The organism is Solitalea koreensis, assembly GCF_900182575.1.
In the GTDB taxonomy this organism is placed as follows: Bacteria; Bacteroidota; Bacteroidia; order Sphingobacteriales; family Sphingobacteriaceae; genus Solitalea; species Solitalea koreensis.
In genome coordinates this window covers 147,590-162,795 of sequence record NZ_FXSZ01000006.1, presented here as the reverse complement: position 1 = coordinate 162,795, position 15,206 = coordinate 147,590, and the positions used below count along the sequence as shown (strand labels likewise).

Annotated in this window: 17 protein-coding genes; 7 read left to right on the top strand and 10 right to left on the bottom strand. The window is 35.7% G+C overall.

Translation table 11 applies throughout. From position 1 onward, the window contains the following. Positions 1-149: 149 nt before the first annotated feature. Positions 150-500: a 4Fe-4S dicluster domain-containing protein gene (locus tag FN756_RS10755; RefSeq protein WP_142604119.1), complete on the bottom strand. Its 351-nt coding sequence runs from the start codon at positions 498-500 to the stop codon at positions 150-152. A gap of 85 nt (positions 501-585) precedes the next feature. Here FN756_RS10755 and FN756_RS10750 point away from each other — a divergent pair, with 85 nt between their 5' ends. From FN756_RS10750 to dnaJ, 5 genes are all read left to right on the top strand, one after another. Beyond that, positions 586-1,611, top strand: a complete 1,026-nt coding sequence (locus tag FN756_RS10750; RefSeq protein WP_142604118.1) for an acyl-CoA reductase — start codon at positions 586-588, stop codon at positions 1,609-1,611. 104 nt (positions 1,612-1,715) lie between these two features. Further along, positions 1,716-1,919 carry a fructose-6-phosphate aldolase gene (locus FN756_RS10745; RefSeq protein WP_142604191.1) on the top strand — a complete coding sequence of 68 codons (204 nt, stop codon included), beginning with the start codon at positions 1,716-1,718 and terminating at the stop codon, positions 1,917-1,919. A gap of 1 nt (position 1,920) precedes the next feature. Continuing rightward, positions 1,921-2,604: a cell division ATP-binding protein FtsE gene (locus tag FN756_RS10740; protein ID WP_142604117.1), complete on the top strand. Its 684-nt coding sequence runs from the start codon at positions 1,921-1,923 to the stop codon at positions 2,602-2,604. 190 nt (positions 2,605-2,794) lie between these two features. Next, the gene (locus tag FN756_RS10735; protein ID WP_142604116.1) at positions 2,795-3,400 is read left to right on the top strand and encodes a nucleotide exchange factor GrpE; all 606 of its coding nucleotides are present in this window, start codon (positions 2,795-2,797) and stop codon (positions 3,398-3,400) included. 8 nt (positions 3,401-3,408) lie between these two features. Further along, on the top strand, positions 3,409-4,566 hold the full coding sequence (dnaJ, locus tag FN756_RS10730) for a molecular chaperone DnaJ (RefSeq protein WP_142604115.1): 1,158 nt from the start codon (positions 3,409-3,411) through the stop codon (positions 4,564-4,566). Between the two features lie 74 nt (positions 4,567-4,640). Here dnaJ and FN756_RS10725 read toward each other — a convergent pair whose 3' ends face one another. Continuing rightward, positions 4,641-5,696 (bottom strand): acyltransferase family protein, encoded by a 1,056-nt coding sequence (locus tag FN756_RS10725; protein ID WP_142604114.1) that lies wholly within the window; start codon positions 5,694-5,696, stop codon positions 4,641-4,643. 317 nt (positions 5,697-6,013) lie between these two features. Between FN756_RS10725 and FN756_RS10720 the strand changes: the two genes are divergently transcribed. Beyond that, positions 6,014-6,952, top strand: a complete 939-nt coding sequence (locus tag FN756_RS10720; protein ID WP_142604113.1) for a DUF6624 domain-containing protein — start codon at positions 6,014-6,016, stop codon at positions 6,950-6,952. Between the two features lie 78 nt (positions 6,953-7,030). Here the strand turns inward: FN756_RS10720 and FN756_RS10715 are convergent, their stop codons facing one another. From FN756_RS10715 to FN756_RS10700, 4 genes are all read right to left on the bottom strand, one after another. Continuing rightward, the gene (locus FN756_RS10715) at positions 7,031-7,414 is read right to left on the bottom strand and encodes a hypothetical protein (protein ID WP_142604112.1); all 384 of its coding nucleotides are present in this window, start codon (positions 7,412-7,414) and stop codon (positions 7,031-7,033) included. 237 nt (positions 7,415-7,651) lie between these two features. After that, complete coding sequence (locus FN756_RS10710; protein ID WP_142604111.1) at positions 7,652-8,962, bottom strand: TolC family protein; 1,311 nt, start codon at positions 8,960-8,962, stop codon at positions 7,652-7,654. 18 nt (positions 8,963-8,980) lie between these two features. Then, positions 8,981-10,564 (bottom strand): DHA2 family efflux MFS transporter permease subunit, encoded by a 1,584-nt coding sequence (locus FN756_RS10705; RefSeq protein ID WP_142604110.1) that lies wholly within the window; start codon positions 10,562-10,564, stop codon positions 8,981-8,983. A 7-nt stretch (positions 10,565-10,571) separates the two neighbouring features. After that, complete coding sequence (locus FN756_RS10700) at positions 10,572-11,621, bottom strand: HlyD family secretion protein (RefSeq protein WP_142604109.1); 1,050 nt, start codon at positions 11,619-11,621, stop codon at positions 10,572-10,574. A 194-nt stretch (positions 11,622-11,815) separates the two neighbouring features. On the opposite strand from FN756_RS10700, the gene FN756_RS10695 reads away from it, so the two are divergent. Beyond that, positions 11,816-12,232 carry a MarR family winged helix-turn-helix transcriptional regulator gene (locus FN756_RS10695; protein WP_185955251.1) on the top strand — a complete coding sequence of 139 codons (417 nt, stop codon included), beginning with the start codon at positions 11,816-11,818 and terminating at the stop codon, positions 12,230-12,232. Here the strand turns inward: FN756_RS10695 and FN756_RS10690 are convergent. The 4 genes from FN756_RS10690 to FN756_RS10675 all read right to left on the bottom strand — a co-directional run bounded on the left by FN756_RS10690 (position 12,224) and on the right by FN756_RS10675 (position 15,193). Beyond that, the gene (locus tag FN756_RS10690; RefSeq protein ID WP_142604107.1) at positions 12,224-13,129 is read right to left on the bottom strand and encodes a DUF72 domain-containing protein; all 906 of its coding nucleotides are present in this window, start codon (positions 13,127-13,129) and stop codon (positions 12,224-12,226) included. The two genes, FN756_RS10695 and FN756_RS10690, sit on opposite strands and share 9 nt — an antisense overlap. Positions 13,130-13,194: 65 nt before the next feature. Continuing rightward, the gene (locus FN756_RS10685) at positions 13,195-13,509 is read right to left on the bottom strand and encodes a DUF59 domain-containing protein (protein WP_142604106.1); all 315 of its coding nucleotides are present in this window, start codon (positions 13,507-13,509) and stop codon (positions 13,195-13,197) included. Positions 13,510-13,514: 5 nt separating this feature from the next. Further along, complete coding sequence (locus tag FN756_RS10680) at positions 13,515-13,940, bottom strand: SufE family protein (RefSeq protein WP_142604105.1); 426 nt, start codon at positions 13,938-13,940, stop codon at positions 13,515-13,517. 5 nt (positions 13,941-13,945) lie between these two features. Continuing rightward, complete coding sequence (locus tag FN756_RS10675; protein WP_142604104.1) at positions 13,946-15,193, bottom strand: aminotransferase class V-fold PLP-dependent enzyme; 1,248 nt, start codon at positions 15,191-15,193, stop codon at positions 13,946-13,948. Positions 15,194-15,206: the final 13 nt, after the last annotated feature.

The following is a 15,206-nucleotide window of genomic DNA, read 5'->3' as shown; positions in this document are numbered from 1 at the left end:
TTTATTAGTTAGTATTTTTATGAGAAATTACTTGTTGCAGAAAATTTTCTAAAATAAAATAGGTTAGTAACAGAATTCGAGTCGGCAAAAAGAAAAAAAGCGGGTATTCAACTAATGAACACCCGCTTTTATATTTACGGTTTTGTAAATTAACTAATGTGTAACCACTCTTTTTTAGCGTGCAGTTCTTCTTCTGTTTCACGTACATCTTCATCATCCACACAACAATCAACAGGGCATACCGCTGCACATTGAGGTTCATCGTGGAAGCCTACACATTCTGTACATTTATCAGGAACAATATAATATACTTCGTCAGAAATTGGAGCTTGTAAGGTTTCGGCATCCAGTGTATTACCATCCCCAAAGTCTATCATACCCTTTAAATCTGTACCATCAGAAAAACGCCAAGAAGCGCCTGCATCATAAATGGCATTATTTGGGCATTCAGGTTCGCAAGCCCCGCAGTTTATGCATTCTTCAGTGATCTTAATCGCCATATCTTAAAACTTTATGGTGTTTTATTAACTTTGCTGCAAATATAACACATAATCCGCTATTTCGTTTCTGAAAATCTCAATAAATATGCCAGACTTAAGTACTGAACAAGTAATCACCTCCCTATCAATTTTAGGAAACTACCTTTCAAACCCATCGGCTGAATTAGAACAACTGGTAAATGCTGCCCAATTTAACAATGCATGGTTCACAGCTGAATCTACACAAAACGCCTTATTTTCAATTGGAAATTCCTTAAAAGAAGAAAAATTAAAAAAATGGCTCCTTACTTATGAAAGTGGATTGTTCCTGCAAAAAAAATCTAAAAAAGTCGGTTTAATTCTGGCGGGAAATCTGCCACTGGTGGGCTTTCATGATATTGTTTGTGTATTAGCAAGTGGAAATAAGGCATTGATAAAATTATCATCTCAAGACACTAAACTTATACCATTTCTTCTTAAAAAACTAACCGAAATAGAACCGGCGTTCGCAGGCCGATTTGAATTTGTTGAACGATTAACAGATTTTGATGCAATTATCGCCACAGGAAGTAATAACAGTTCTCGGTACTTTGATTACTACTTCAGCAAATACCCGCATATTATTCGCAAAAACCGCAACTCGGTTGCAGTATTGAATGGATCAGAAACAGCTGATGATTTTCATGAATTAGGCAAAGATATTTTTTGGTATTTCGGATTAGGTTGCCGTAATGTTTCTAAATTATACGTGCCTCAAGGATATAATTTCACCTCTTTCTTTGAAGGAATTGAGTCGTATAAACCCATCATCAATCATAATAAATATGCTAACAACTTTGATTATAACCTAACCTTGTTGTTAATGAATAAGGTTAAGTATCTTGAAAATCATTTTTTGATGATCAGTGAAAATAGCAGCTACAGCTCTCCTATTGCTTCTCTACATTATGAATTTTACGCAGATGAAACAGAGCTGAAAACACGTTTAGCTACAGATGCAGATTTGATTCAATGCGTGGTGAGTAAGGATGGTTTATTCCAGGGAAGTTTGTCTTTTGGTACGGCTCAACAGCCTGAACTTTGGGATTATGCCGATGGCATTGACACCATGGAGTTTTTACTAAAGATTTAAGCTTACAATTCAGAATTAAAATCTTTAAATCAAAATACTCAAATGAAATATGCCAAATCTGATTTGAAATCTTATTTTTGAAAAAACCTTTAAAAAACATCACTTTGTACATTTTAAAAGTTAAAGGAGTTGCCAAAATCCCTGATTACGTTCAATTACGTGATGAAAAATTCACCTTATTGGCTTACTTCCGGATTGACAGACCCGAGAAGGCATTAGATAAAATAGGACTAGGCGATAAACAAGAATATATCCTGAATTTGGTAAAAGATTTACCCTTTGGAAAAATTTTAAAACTTGATATCTGAGATGATCCAGAACGTAATAAAGCTCGAAAGCGTTGATGTATACCAACAAAAGCACTTGGTTCTATCCAATGTTTCGCTAAACATTAATAAAGGTGAATTTGCTTACCTAATCGGATCTACCGGTAGTGGTAAGAGTAGTTTACTCAAAGTATTATATGCCGACTTACATATTGAACAAGGCAGTGGTTGGGTGGCTGGTTATGACCTGAAGGCAATTAAAGATAAAGATGTACCCTATCTACGTCGTAAACTAGGTATAGTATTCCAGGATTTTCAGCTTTTAACCGACAGAACTGTTGAGCAGAATCTCCAATTTGTACTGAAAGCTACGGGTTGGAAAGATGAAAAAGCGATGCAGTCGCGTATTCTGGAATCATTAGACAATGTGGGTATGCGTACTAAATTAAAAAAATACACGCATGAACTTTCTGGTGGTGAACAACAGCGCATAGTTATTGCCCGTGCCTTATTAAATCACCCTGAAATTATTCTCGCTGATGAGCCAACCGGAAATCTGGATCCTGAAATTTCAGCAGAGATCCTTGCTCTCCTGAAGAAAATCAGTGAATCAGGAACTTCAGTTTTGATGGCCACCCATGATTATCATATCATTAATAAATTCCCGCAACGCATTATTAAATGCCAAGATGGAAAAGTAATTGATAACGCTGTACTTTCGTTGTAAAATTCTAAAAGAATCATTTTAGTCGGAATCAAACAAGTGTTTCAACTCTGACGTTACATTATGTGTCAGAATGAATGACTTATTGTAACTGACATTCAATTTTAACTGACATCATGTCGGTTAAAAAGCTATTGGCAAATTTTTTGACCAATTGCAAAATGGATTAAAAACTTAACCCATACCCTTTATTATGTTTAAGAATAAGACTGACAAGATGGAAAATAAAGACAAGAACCAGGTTCACGAAGAATTTATTGATAAACAGGCTGACAGCGCTGAAATAGCCGAAAGTATGGAATCAATAAAAGAAACCCTTTCGGATAGTTCTGAAAGTGCAGAAGTGGAGTCAGGGTTAGAATTACTTAAATCAGAATTAAACGAAGCCAATAATAAATATATTCGTTTATATGCTGAATTCGACAATTTCCGTCGTCGTACCACCAAAGAACGAGTTGATCTTCTTCAAACTGCCGGGCGTGATGTTATTATAAGCTTGCTTCCTATATTGGATGATTTTGATCGTGCTCTTAAAGCAATTGAAGGTCAGGAGAATCTTGATCCGGCAATGGAAGGTATGAAACTCATTGCTAACAAAATGAAAGGGACCTTAACCCAAAAAGGACTGAAAGAGATGGATGCCATGGGACAGGTTTTCGAGTCAGATTTACATGAAGCTATAACCCAAATTCCTGCACCGTCTGAAGACATGAAAGGAAAAGTAGTTGATGTGTTAGAAAAAGGATATTTATTGAATGATAAAGTCATTCGATTTGCTAAAGTAGTTGTAGGAGCTTAAGAAAAACCATGTCGACTAAACGTGATTATTACGATATACTAGGAGTTGCCAAAAATTCAGGTGCTGATGAAATAAAGAAAGCTTACCGCAAGCTGGCGATTAAATTTCACCCTGATAAAAATCCTGGAGATAAAGAAGCTGAAGATAAATTTAAAGAAGCAGCTGAAGCCTATGAAGTATTAAGTAATGCTGAAAAACGTCAACGCTATGATCAGTTTGGTCATCGTGCCGGAGCCAATAATGGCGGCGGCGGCTTTGGTGGCAGCAATATGAATATGGAAGATATCTTCAGTCAATTTGGAGATATTTTTGGCGGAGGAAGTCCTTTTGAGGGATTTTTTGGCGGTGGTCAACGTGCAGGTGGTGGCCGACGCGTAAATCGTGGAACCAACTTACGCATTAAAGTAAAGTTAACACTAGAAGAAATTTCTAACGGTGTTGAAAAAACTATTAAAGTTGCCAAACTTGTAAACTGCGGCACTTGCCAAGGTTCGGGAGCCAAGGGATCTTCTTTTAAAACTTGTTCAACATGTGGTGGAGCAGGAAGCGTAAGAAGGGTAACCAATACCATTCTGGGGCAGATGCAAACTACCAGTACTTGCCCTACTTGTCATGGTGACGGACAAATCATTACCGATAAATGTCATTCTTGCCAGGGTGAAGGTGTTGTTCGTGGAGAAGAAACCATCAAGATCAACATTCCTGCTGGTGTAAGTGATGGCATGCAACTTTCTATGGCTGGTAAAGGTAATGCGGCAACCCGTGGTGGTGTTCCTGGAGATTTAATCATCTTAATTGAAGAAATTGAGCATGAAACCTTAAAGCGTGATGGTAATAACATTGTTTATGATTTATACTTAAGCTTTATTGATGCTACCATGGGCACCAGCGTTGAAATACCTACAATTGATGGTAAAGCTCGAATTAAGATTGATGCGGGAACTCAAGCCGGGAAAATTCTTCGTTTAAAAGGTAAAGGCATAAAAGAAGTAAACTCATACCACAGAGGTGATCAATTGATTCATGTGAACATCTGGACTCCAAAAACGTTGAGTAATGAGGAGCGAGATATCTTGGAAAAACTGAAAAACTCACCCAATTTTAAACCTAACCCAGGTAAAAATGAGAAAAGCTTCTTCGAAAAAATGAAAGAGTTTTTTGAATAAGATTATATAAATGAACAAGAACCTCCATAGGATAATTTCCATGGAGGTTTTTTAATGCCATTTGAAAACCTTATTCAAACTTTGGCTACCAATTTATTACCAAGGTCCATGAAAAATTTCTCATAAATAAACAATACTCGTCCTAGCAATACAGCGGACACTAATGTGATACTTAAGATAGAATAGAAGTGTAAATTCCATTGATATGCTGCGTTCAATTTCATTAAATACAGGTAAACAAAGGGATGAATCAGGTACAATGAGAAACTTATCGATGCTAACCAATCAAAAAAATGGTTAATTCGTTCATGCTTGAACTCCACCTTTAAATAAAAGAAGAATACAATTAATCCAACCGAAGCTGATAATAACAAACGATTAAGCCCACTTACCAATTCAATGGAATAATCATTTGTTTTTTCAAAGTTAAAACCGGTGAACACAAACAATACAATGCCCATAATTAAATAGGACCAATTATTATGCATTTTATCTAATCTTGATATTAATACTCCCAGCCAGAAATAAATAAAATGATTAAGTGGATACACATATCCTAACCAACCATCTCCTAAAGTTGGGTAACGCATCATTAATATAGCCCATGCAAAATTGCAGCACACCAGTAAAACGGTGATGGAATAATCGAACATTTTATTTTTATGCGCTAAAAAAACCAGGATTGGAAAAAAAACATAGAAAAAAAACTCAACACCTATGGACCACCCTCCCGTTAGCATAGAATATGCAGGATTAAATAATCCGAATAATAAGGTACAATTAATCAGCAGTTTCTTTACTGTATCAATTGAATGCGGAATCTGATAAACGAAAATGGCTGCAATACATAATAAAATATAAAGAGGGCCAATTCTGAAAAACCGTTTAATAAAAAAACGGGTTAATTCTGCAGTATCAATTTTGTTGAATTTTTCAAAATAGATGTATCCTAAACTCACCCCACTTAGCATATAAAATAGTTCAACCACGTAAAGTCCTAATTTCTTTGTAAGCCAGGTGCCTTCATCAAACATACTTTGATGTTGCCAAAATGAAACATGATAAAATACTATAAAAAGTGCTGTTATTCCACGTAGTGCATCTAAACTATATATTCTTTTCTTCGCCATTACATCAATTGATCACCTAAAATATGGAATTGTTGTTAATATTTAATTTTCGGAGGAATAAACTCTTTACCTACAGTTTTAACAGGTGTAAACAAATTTAAAACTTTGAAAAATGACCTTATCCGATCAGTAAAAACTACTTATTAATTTATAAACAAATAAACAAATGAATATAATTTAACTATTAAGAATATTTAAAAATAACTATGAGTAATTATTTAATCAAAATTATACTTTGCTTAAAGTGCAATTCATATATTTTTATATATTTGATCAGTTTGTAAGAGTTAAACTTAAGATCTTTTTAAACAGTGATTATGAAGAAATTTTACTTGGCTATTATCTTCTCATTCAACTCTGTCCTCGTGTTTGCACAAGCACAAACTCAATCGGAATTTTATACGCAATTAAGCATACAAGCCGATTCTCTTTTCAAAAAAAAGGATTTTGTACGTTCCTCGAGGATTTTCACCTGGGCCTTCCGTGTAAATAATTGGAGAGGAACCATATCTGATCGGTATAAAGCAGCATGTTCATGGTCAATGTGCAAAAATTCAGATTCGGCATTTTATCACTTAATTCGAATTGTTGAAAAAGGGAATTATTCAGATTTAGAACAATTAACAAACGAACCTTTGCTTACGCCTATACATTTAGATGCACGTTGGCCAATGTTATTGGAAACAGTGACTGAAAATCAACTACGAGCAGAGGCTAATTACGATAAACCGCTAAAAGCTATGCTCGACTCCATTTATGATATGGATCAAAGTTTCAAGAATAAAATTGCGACAATTCGTGAAAATTATGGGTATAATTCAGCGGTAGAAAGAGATTTAACAAAAATTGCTAATTCACGTGATTTAGAAAGTATACGTAAAGTAACTAAACTCATAGAAACTTACGGATGGTTAGGGCCCAATATTGTTGGAAAGAAAGGTAGTGAAGCCATATTTAATACGATGATTAAAGCTCATCCTAATTTAATCAGAAAGTGCATGCCTGATATTCTTAAAGCTGTGAAAGTTAACATCGCATCGCCGGCTCAATTGGCGATGTTTGAAGATAAACTTGCCGTAGATATGGGGCAACGACAGAAGTATGGAAGTCAGGTCAATTATGATGAACACGGTGAGTGGAAAGTGGCTCCGATTGAGGATGAGAAAAATGTGGATAAACGAAGAGCTCAAGTGGGACTTCCGGCACTTACAGAATACCTTAAAACCTACGGAATTCAATACCAGAGTTATAAATGATAAAAAACTGTGCAGAAAAAAAGCTGGAAAACTAAATTAGCTAACCAGCTTTCGTCTCGGTGACTATCTTATTTTACATTAAACTGCTTTCTCAAGAAAAGAATGATATTCATTTTTTAAATCCTTGAATATCCTTTCATAAATATTCGCCCGATCTCTAAGCTCGAAATGCTCATCTCCTAACTTAACATCGGCATTTTTCTCACTGGTTTCCAGTTGCCTCATAATAGCCTTATCGGCCTGTTTCAGATCATGAAAAAACTCGTCTGAAACCTCGTTCTGTCTAATAAACTGATTTTGAAAATGTTCAACATGTCGAAGAGCATCCATTGATAAGTTTTTCTTTGCGATTTTACTTAACTCATCATTAAAGATTTTTAATTCATCACGAACAAGATTCACCATACTTTTCCATTCGGTGATTTCTCCATGAAATGCATCGAAATTCAATTGACTATCCATAAGCGTATTTTTTTGATTTAAATTTTAGAACAATCATAAGGCTTTACTCTAATCAATTTACAAAAAATGATTGATTTACAACTAGTTTGAAATAATGTTTTTTTTGACTTGAATGTTAAGTTAACGACCATAAATAAGATCTAAATTTTTATAGTTTGAAATTAAAAGAAAGTTCCAAAAAACGAAAGCCAGCATTTCTGCCGGCTTTCATCTGAAATAAACCTAATCAACCTATTATTAATTTTGAGCCCAAAAACGAACGCCCATTAATCGTTTAAGTTCGAGTTGCGTGGTAGCTACCTGATATTCATAAAAAATTTTGTCAACCGACGATTTCAACACATTAGATTGAGCATCCAACAATTCGATGTTTGTGATCACTCCGTTTTTAAAACGAGAGTTGGCTAAATCAAGAGCGCGTCGTGCCTGCTCCATTTGAGTAGCCGAAAAAACTACCTTCTGTTGAAACGTATTAACGTCTGCAATATTTTGTTCAATATCTTTTTTTAGATTAATACTCACTTCATCCAGATAATACTGAGAAGCCTGCAAATTTACCTTTGATATTTTATGCTGATTATCGTTACGCCCCCCTGTGTAAATTGGAATCGACAAGCCTGCGCCAACTACATAATTAAATTCCAAATTATATATGTTCCCTGGAAAATAACCATTCTTGTAACCAACTCCACCGTTAAAAACTAATGACGGAGCCCAGTTCTTTGAATTAACCTTTACTTCATTTGCAGCCACGGCTTGTTTTGATTTTGCAGCCAGCAATTCAGTGTTACCGTGTTGAGCTACGGCAAATACTGAATCAGCGTTAAAGGTTTTCATGGAATACTCAAAGGTTTTCAGCTTTTGAACAGTCGGCTCCAAATTTGATCCTGATAGGGCATTTAACAAAATCGATTGCTTTTTAAGATTATTAAGCAACTCCGTTTTACGATTAATCGCGTCGTTTAATTTTACCTGAGTAGAAACTAAATCGAACTCAATGCCTACTCCATTACGAATACGACTGTCGATCACTTTTAAAGTTGTAGTTAACACATTGATTTGGGCATCGATTGCATCAATACTTTTATTTAGAAAAATAATATTGTTATAAACGTTGGCTACCTGATAGGCAAAATTAAATGACGTATTCATGAACTGATCTTCACTTAACTTTTTCTCACTTTTTGTTTTTTCAAACTCAGCATTTGTTTTTCCAAAATCATAGATCGTTTGACTAACCTTTAAACCCATATCCCATTGATCAAGCGGAAAAAAAGCAAGTCGTTCTCCACCGCCTAATTGAGCATATGAAGTAGGATAGATATGACGATACACTGCATCAGCTTCAACCGTAGGCCTGAATTTGCTTTTGATTATGTCCGTTTTATAATCTGCGACTTCTAATTGTGTTTTCTGTTCTTTGAGCTTTGGATAGTAATCCAGAGCACGTGAAACTACAGAAATCAATGAAACCGAATCACTAGTTTGTGCTAATACCGGTAGCACGATAAATAGTGACAATATGGTTAATAAGTAATACTTTTTCATCTTTTTAATAAATCTCGATTAATGTGCTGCTTCTGCTGCTGCTTTTGCAGCTTGTTCAGTTTCTTCTTTACTTACGGATTTCTTTTTCACCAAACCAATGAGTGGTAAACATAGAATGAAGAAAACCCCAACCAACCTAAATGCATCCTGATAACTTAGAAGTGTTCCTTGTTGATTTACAATAGCATTGATCATGTGCATGGCCTGATCTTTCGCATCTGCCAACGTCATTCCTTTACTCATAAAGAAATTTGTCAACTGAGTAATACGATCAGAAGCAACTGCACCCGTATCAACGTTTGCGATTAGATCGGAATGATGTACTGCTCCACGATTGGCGATATAGGTATTAGTAATTGCAATACCAAAGGCTCCACCCAACTGACGCATCATATTATTGATAGCAATACCTTGTGGAATATCTTTGGGCTTCAAACCCATCACTGCTTGATTGGTGAGAGGAACTGTTAACATGGCCGCCCCTATACCACGCAAAATTAGCGGGTGAAAAAAATCCCAACTGCTTGCATCAGTATTAAAACTTGCCATCCAAAAACAGAAGAAAATATAGCAGAAAAATCCTACTCCCACAAATAGCTGCGGCGATACCCCTTTCACCATTGCCTTACCAACAATTGGTAGTATGAAAAATGCGCTAAGTGTTCCAGGAATCAAGGATATACCTGTCATCGTTGGTGTATAACCCATTAAACGTTGCACCATAATTGGGTAAATAAATACCGCAGCAAACAATCCATAACCGAAAATAAAGGTTAAAACGGTTGTAAAAGCCAGGTTTTTATTTTTTAGCACACGTAAATTTACCACTGGTTCTTTGGTACGAAATTCCCAAAAAATAAATGTTCCGAGTGCAGCAATAGCAGTAATGGTAAGAACAGTAATATAGTTAGTATGGAACCAATCTTCCGATTCGCCTTTCTCCAGCACAAATTGTAAAGCACCAACGCCAACCGTTAATAATAAGATACCAATTACATCAATTTTAATATTCTTTCGATCAATATTATATTCTTCGGGCTTCTTGTCAACAAATAAATAAACAAGAATACCAGCAATGATTCCAACAGGAATGTTAATATCAAAAATCAAAGGCCATGAAAAGTTATCAATGATCACACCTCCCAAGGTAGGTCCAAAAGCTGGTCCCATGATTACCCCCATACCAAATAAGGCCGAAGCAAATGGCCGTTCTTCGGTTGGAAATGCATCAAATAATAATGCCTGGGACGTGGAAAGCAAAGCTCCTCCACCTATACCTTGCATAAATCGGAAGGCTACCAGCTCCCATAAATTAGTCGACTGCCCACAGAAATAAGATGCAATAGTAAATAGGATGATTGATCCTAAATAGTAATTTTTTCTTCCGAAAAATCTGGCTAAAAAACCAGTCATCGGAATAATAATCACATTAGCAATGGCATACGCTGTAATTACCCAGGCAATATCTTCAATTGAAGCCCCAAGACTTCCGCTCATTTGCGAAAGTGCCACGTTCACGATCGAGGTATCAATCAGCTCCATGACGGCCGCAGTGATAACCGTGACCACTACGATCCATTTTTTAAAACCCGATAGTGCCATTTGCTTATTATTTAATATCTACTGAAACATTCAAACTCAAACCAGATTTCAAATAATCTTTGTATTGTTCGGGATTTTCAATGGTAATTTTTACAGGTACACGTTGCGTTACTTTTACAAAATTTCCGGTTGCATTATCAGGAGGCAATAATGAAAATTTTGCACCTGTTGCTTCTGAAACAGAAAGTACATTACCATTAATTTTAAGATTAGGATAGCTATCAATTGAAATTTTAACGGGCTGCCCTACTTTAATTTTTTCAATTTGAGTTTCCTTAAAGTTGGCAATCACCCAAAACTCATTACCATCGATGATGGTCATTAACGGTTGGCCAGGTTGCACATATTGACCTTTTTCAATGTTCTTTTTACCAATCCTACCAGAAGTAGTAGCAATAATGTTGGTATAAGAAAGCTTTAACTTTTGTTCTTCAATTTTTGCTTTTTTAAGCGCAACATTAGCTTCAGCTTTAGTAATTGCTGCTTGCATCATCGGAATTTTTGAAGCGGCGATTTCCACATTTCCTTTTGATGCAGCTACTTGTTTCTGATTTACTTCAAAGTTGTTTTTTGAATCATCAACCTGTTTAGCAGTGATAGCTTGATCTTTTAACAAATTTTGATCACGATTATAATCAGCTACAGATTTGTTGTATTTAATTTGATTAAGGCTCAAATTAGTTTTTTCCTGATCATAAGAAAGCTTTGAGTTTTTTAACGCTGCTTTTGCACTTTCAAGATCTGCTAAGGCAGTTTGATAATCTGCTTGTAATTGAATCAAACCTACCTGCAATTCAGCGTCGTCAATACTTACAATGGTATCACCTGCTTTTACTTGCTGATAATCTTGCACGTTAACCGATTTAATATATCCGGGAACTCGTGATAAAATAGGCGTCATATGACCTTCCACCTGTGCATTATCGGTTGTTTCGTGTCCAAGGAAAAACTGTAGTTTCTTAAAACCATAGATTCCCAATGCAATAACTACTAGCCCTATTACCACTCTGGCAATAATTTTTTTAGTAGGATTCGGAGTTGTTTGTTCGTTGCTCATATTTTTTTGTCGAGGCAAAAGTAAACCATGTTGACGATACTGTCAACTACATTGACTATATTTGTTGAACTTTTTTTATTATTGCTGTTATGCAGGAAAAACTGAAGAATAATTTAGCAGGTTTACAAGAGATGCGTCATAAGAGTATAGGCAGAATCTTGAATCGATTAAAAAACCATTATACTCTAGACATTATGAGCCGGTTACAGAAAATAGGTTATCAAAATTGTTCCTTTCAGCATACTGGGGTATTCGCTAATATTGACCCGGAAGGTACTAATGTAGTAACCTTAGCAGAAAGAGCGGGTATCTCAAAGCAAGCGATGAGTAAACTGGTAAAAGATATTGAGGAACTAGGATTTGTAGAAACCAGAAAAGATCCTAAAGATTCAAGAGCTATTTTGGTACAACTCAATGAAAAGGGTACCCAATTCATCATCGATGTATATAACTGCATCGACGATATTCGCAATGAACTGGAGAATGTTGTCGGTAAAGAAAACTTTGATAGTTTTATGGGTACTGCGGTATTATTGAATAACTATTTTGACAATAAGCAACAAAACAGTACTAACCGGGACAACTTTTCTTTATATCCTCCTCTAAAATAATGAAGGTTGACCTACGCTACCTTCAAAAACAGGAACATGTAACTTTAAATTGCAGTGTTTGTTTAATTCTTTAATAACGTAAGCACACAATTCAGGCGAATGTAACTCATCATGCTGATGCATAAAGAAATACAACTCTTGCAAGCCTTCAGCCAGCCACTTTTTAATGTGCATTACCCAATCATTGATGCGCAAGTAATCAGTTGGATGCAATCCATTTCCTACAAAACGAATAAAAGCAATCGGAGTAGTTAAACGCATATGCATGCAGTCTCTCCTACCCGATGTGTCGGTAATTACCGTTCCAACACCGTAATCTCTAAACATTTCAAAAGCTTCTTTAGAGAGCGGACTATCTTTAAACCAATCGGGATGACGAAGTTCAATATGCACTTTAACGTCCTTTGGTAATGATTTTAAATAGCTCTCTACCTGAAGAAGATTTTTGGGAGAAAAGTTTTCATGAAGTTGCAAGAAACAGGGTCCTAGTTTTTCTTTCAGTTCTTCAACACTATTATAAAACTGTGTGGTTAAATCCTCCACATCTTTTAACCTTTTCCAATGCGTTATTCCCTGAAAAAACTTAGGTGAAAATTTAAAACCTTCATCCGCAGTATCTTTCCATTTATTTATCGTTTTCTTATCAAAAATGCGGTAATGCGTCGCGTTAAGTTCTATGGAATTAAAGTGCTTTACGTAATGTTTTAAAAAGTCGGCTTCTTTAGTTCCTTTTGGGTAGATTTTTCCAATCCAATCAGGCCTGCCCCATTTGGCACAGCCAACATAAACCCTGGGCTCTAATTTTGCTGAATGTAAAAGCACATCAGTGGTTATCGGATGATCAGCTGGAAAAGTAAAATCAACTAAATCAATATTGTCAACACGACCAAATTCCATAGCATAAATTTTTAGTAGCCTAAAAATAGGTAATGTTAAGAGAACAAGTATTAGCTTTTGTTAAACTATAGAAAACCTAATTCTAGTTTTGCTTCTTCACTCATCATTTCTTTATCCCAAGGAGGATCAAACGTAAGCATTACGAGTACCAGGGTAACACCTTCAATTTTCTTTATTTTATTTTCAATGTCGGCCAAAATCTCGCCTGCCACCGGACAACCAGGCGCTGTCAATGTCATGATTATGTTTACGTAACCATCGTCACGAATTTTAATCTCATAAACAAGTCCAAGTTCATAAATATTCACAGGAATTTCCGGGTCAAAAACGGTTCGAAGTTCCTCTATAATTTGTTGTTTCAACTTATCTTGATCAATCATTTTAATCAATTATTAACCTTTGATTGTAAAGCAAATGCATATAACTTCATTTGTTTGATCATGGAAAGCAATCCGTTTGAGCGTGTAGGAGATAAATGTTCATGCAAACCAATTTTATCAATGAAGTAAAGGTCGCTATTAACAATTTCTTCCGGCGAATGGTTGGAAAGAACATGAATCACCATGCTTACCAGGCCCTTGGTAATAATTGCATCACTATCGGCAGTATAAATTACTTTGTTGCCGGTATAATCAATATGTAACCAAACTCTCGACTGGCAACCTTTAATCAGGTTCTCCTCCTTTTTGTATTTATCATCAATCAAAGGCAAGTCTTTACCTAATTGAATTAAATACTCGTATTTCCCCATCCAATCATCAAACAATGAAAAGTCTTCTATTAATTCGTCTTGAGTTTCTTTAATTGTCATAACCTTTAGGATAACATTCTAACTGCTTTTTTCACGCCTGATACCAATTGATCAACCTCTTCCTTAGTATTATAAAACGCAAAAGATGCGCGAACGGTTCCAGCAATACCATAAAAATCCATTAATGGCTGTGTGCAATGATGGCCGGTACGAACAGCAATGCCTAATTTGTCAAGTATCAGGCCAATATCATAAGGATGAATGTTGTCGACAATAAACGATATTACACTTGCTTTATGAGCAGCGGTCCCAATAATTTTCAATCCCGCAATTTTTAAGAGTTCGTCTGTTGCATACTCAAGCAACTCATGCTCGTGACGATGAATTTGATCAAATCCAATGTTCTTTATGTAGGCAATAGCATTGGCCAGGCAAATACCAGCCTCAATATTAGGCGTTCCTGCTTCAAATTTGAACGGTAATTCGTTGTAAGTAGTTTTATCAAAAGAAACAGTTTTAATCATGTCACCACCGCCTTGATAGGGAGGCATATCCTCTAACCATTTTTCTTTTCCGTAGAGCACACCGATTCCTGTTGGGCCGTACATTTTATGTCCTGAAAAAACCAGAAAATCACAATCTAGTTCCTGCACATCAATTGGTAGGTGTTGAATAGCTTGAGCCGCATCAATTAAAACAGGGATATTATATTGATGTGAAATTTCAATGATCTTTTTTACCGGATTTACGGTTCCAAGCGTATTTGAAACATAGGCAATGCAGACCAGCTTTACTTTTTTATTGAGCATTGATTTAAATTGATCAAGAAGCAACTCCCCTTTTTCATTAATTGGAATCACACTCAAACTTGCACCGGAATACTCACTTAATAGTTGCCATGGAACTATATTTGAATGGTGCTCCATAGTCGAAATCATTATTATATCGCCGGAATGAATGAATTTCCGACCAAAACTCGATGCGACCAAATTAATCCCATCGGTTGTGCCTTTAGTAAAAATTACTTCATGATTATGAGCTGTATTTATGAACTGAGCTACTTTTTTACGACTCTCCTCATAAGCTTCTGTTGCAAGTTGGCTTAGATAATGAACTCCCCTATGGATATTACTATTTTGATGGGCATAATAATTTTCAATTGCTTTTATTACATCCCAAGGTTTTTGACTAGTGGCAGCATTATCAAGATAAACTAGAGGTTTTCCATGCACAGTTGTGGTCAATAACGGAAAATCTTTCCGAATCATTTCCACCTTAAATTCTGTAGACTCAATGATATTATCATTTTTCATGAAAAATTTCATT

Bases quoted from the DNA above. Each gene is read 5' to 3' on its own strand.
- FN756_RS10720 (WP_142604113.1), top strand. From the start codon at position 6,014: ATGAAGAAATTTTACTTGGCTATTATCTTCTCATTCAACTCTGTCCTC.
- FN756_RS10680 (WP_142604105.1), bottom strand. From the start codon at position 13,940: ATGACAATTAAAGAAACTCAAGACGAATTAATAGAAGACTTTTCATTG.
- FN756_RS10705 (WP_142604110.1), bottom strand. From the start codon at position 10,564: ATGGCACTATCGGGTTTTAAAAAATGGATCGTAGTGGTCACGGTTATC.
- FN756_RS10675 (WP_142604104.1), bottom strand. From the start codon at position 15,193: ATGAAAAATGATAATATCATTGAGTCTACAGAATTTAAGGTGGAAATG.
- FN756_RS10740 (WP_142604117.1), top strand. From the start codon at position 1,921: ATGATCCAGAACGTAATAAAGCTCGAAAGCGTTGATGTATACCAACAA.
- FN756_RS10715 (WP_142604112.1), bottom strand. From the start codon at position 7,414: ATGGATAGTCAATTGAATTTCGATGCATTTCATGGAGAAATCACCGAA.
- FN756_RS10710 (WP_142604111.1), bottom strand. From the start codon at position 8,962: ATGAAAAAGTATTACTTATTAACCATATTGTCACTATTTATCGTGCTA.
- FN756_RS10700 (WP_142604109.1), bottom strand. From the start codon at position 11,621: ATGAGCAACGAACAAACAACTCCGAATCCTACTAAAAAAATTATTGCC.
- FN756_RS10750 (WP_142604118.1), top strand. From the start codon at position 586: ATGCCAGACTTAAGTACTGAACAAGTAATCACCTCCCTATCAATTTTA.
- FN756_RS10695 (WP_185955251.1), top strand. From the start codon at position 11,816: ATGAGCCGGTTACAGAAAATAGGTTATCAAAATTGTTCCTTTCAGCAT.
- dnaJ (WP_142604115.1), top strand. From the start codon at position 3,409: ATGTCGACTAAACGTGATTATTACGATATACTAGGAGTTGCCAAAAAT.
- FN756_RS10755 (WP_142604119.1), bottom strand. From the start codon at position 500: ATGGCGATTAAGATCACTGAAGAATGCATAAACTGCGGGGCTTGCGAA.
- FN756_RS10725 (WP_142604114.1), bottom strand. From the start codon at position 5,696: ATGGCGAAGAAAAGAATATATAGTTTAGATGCACTACGTGGAATAACA.
- FN756_RS10685 (WP_142604106.1), bottom strand. From the start codon at position 13,509: ATGATTGATCAAGATAAGTTGAAACAACAAATTATAGAGGAACTTCGA.
- FN756_RS10735 (WP_142604116.1), top strand. From the start codon at position 2,795: ATGTTTAAGAATAAGACTGACAAGATGGAAAATAAAGACAAGAACCAG.
- FN756_RS10690 (WP_142604107.1), bottom strand. From the start codon at position 13,129: ATGGAATTTGGTCGTGTTGACAATATTGATTTAGTTGATTTTACTTTT.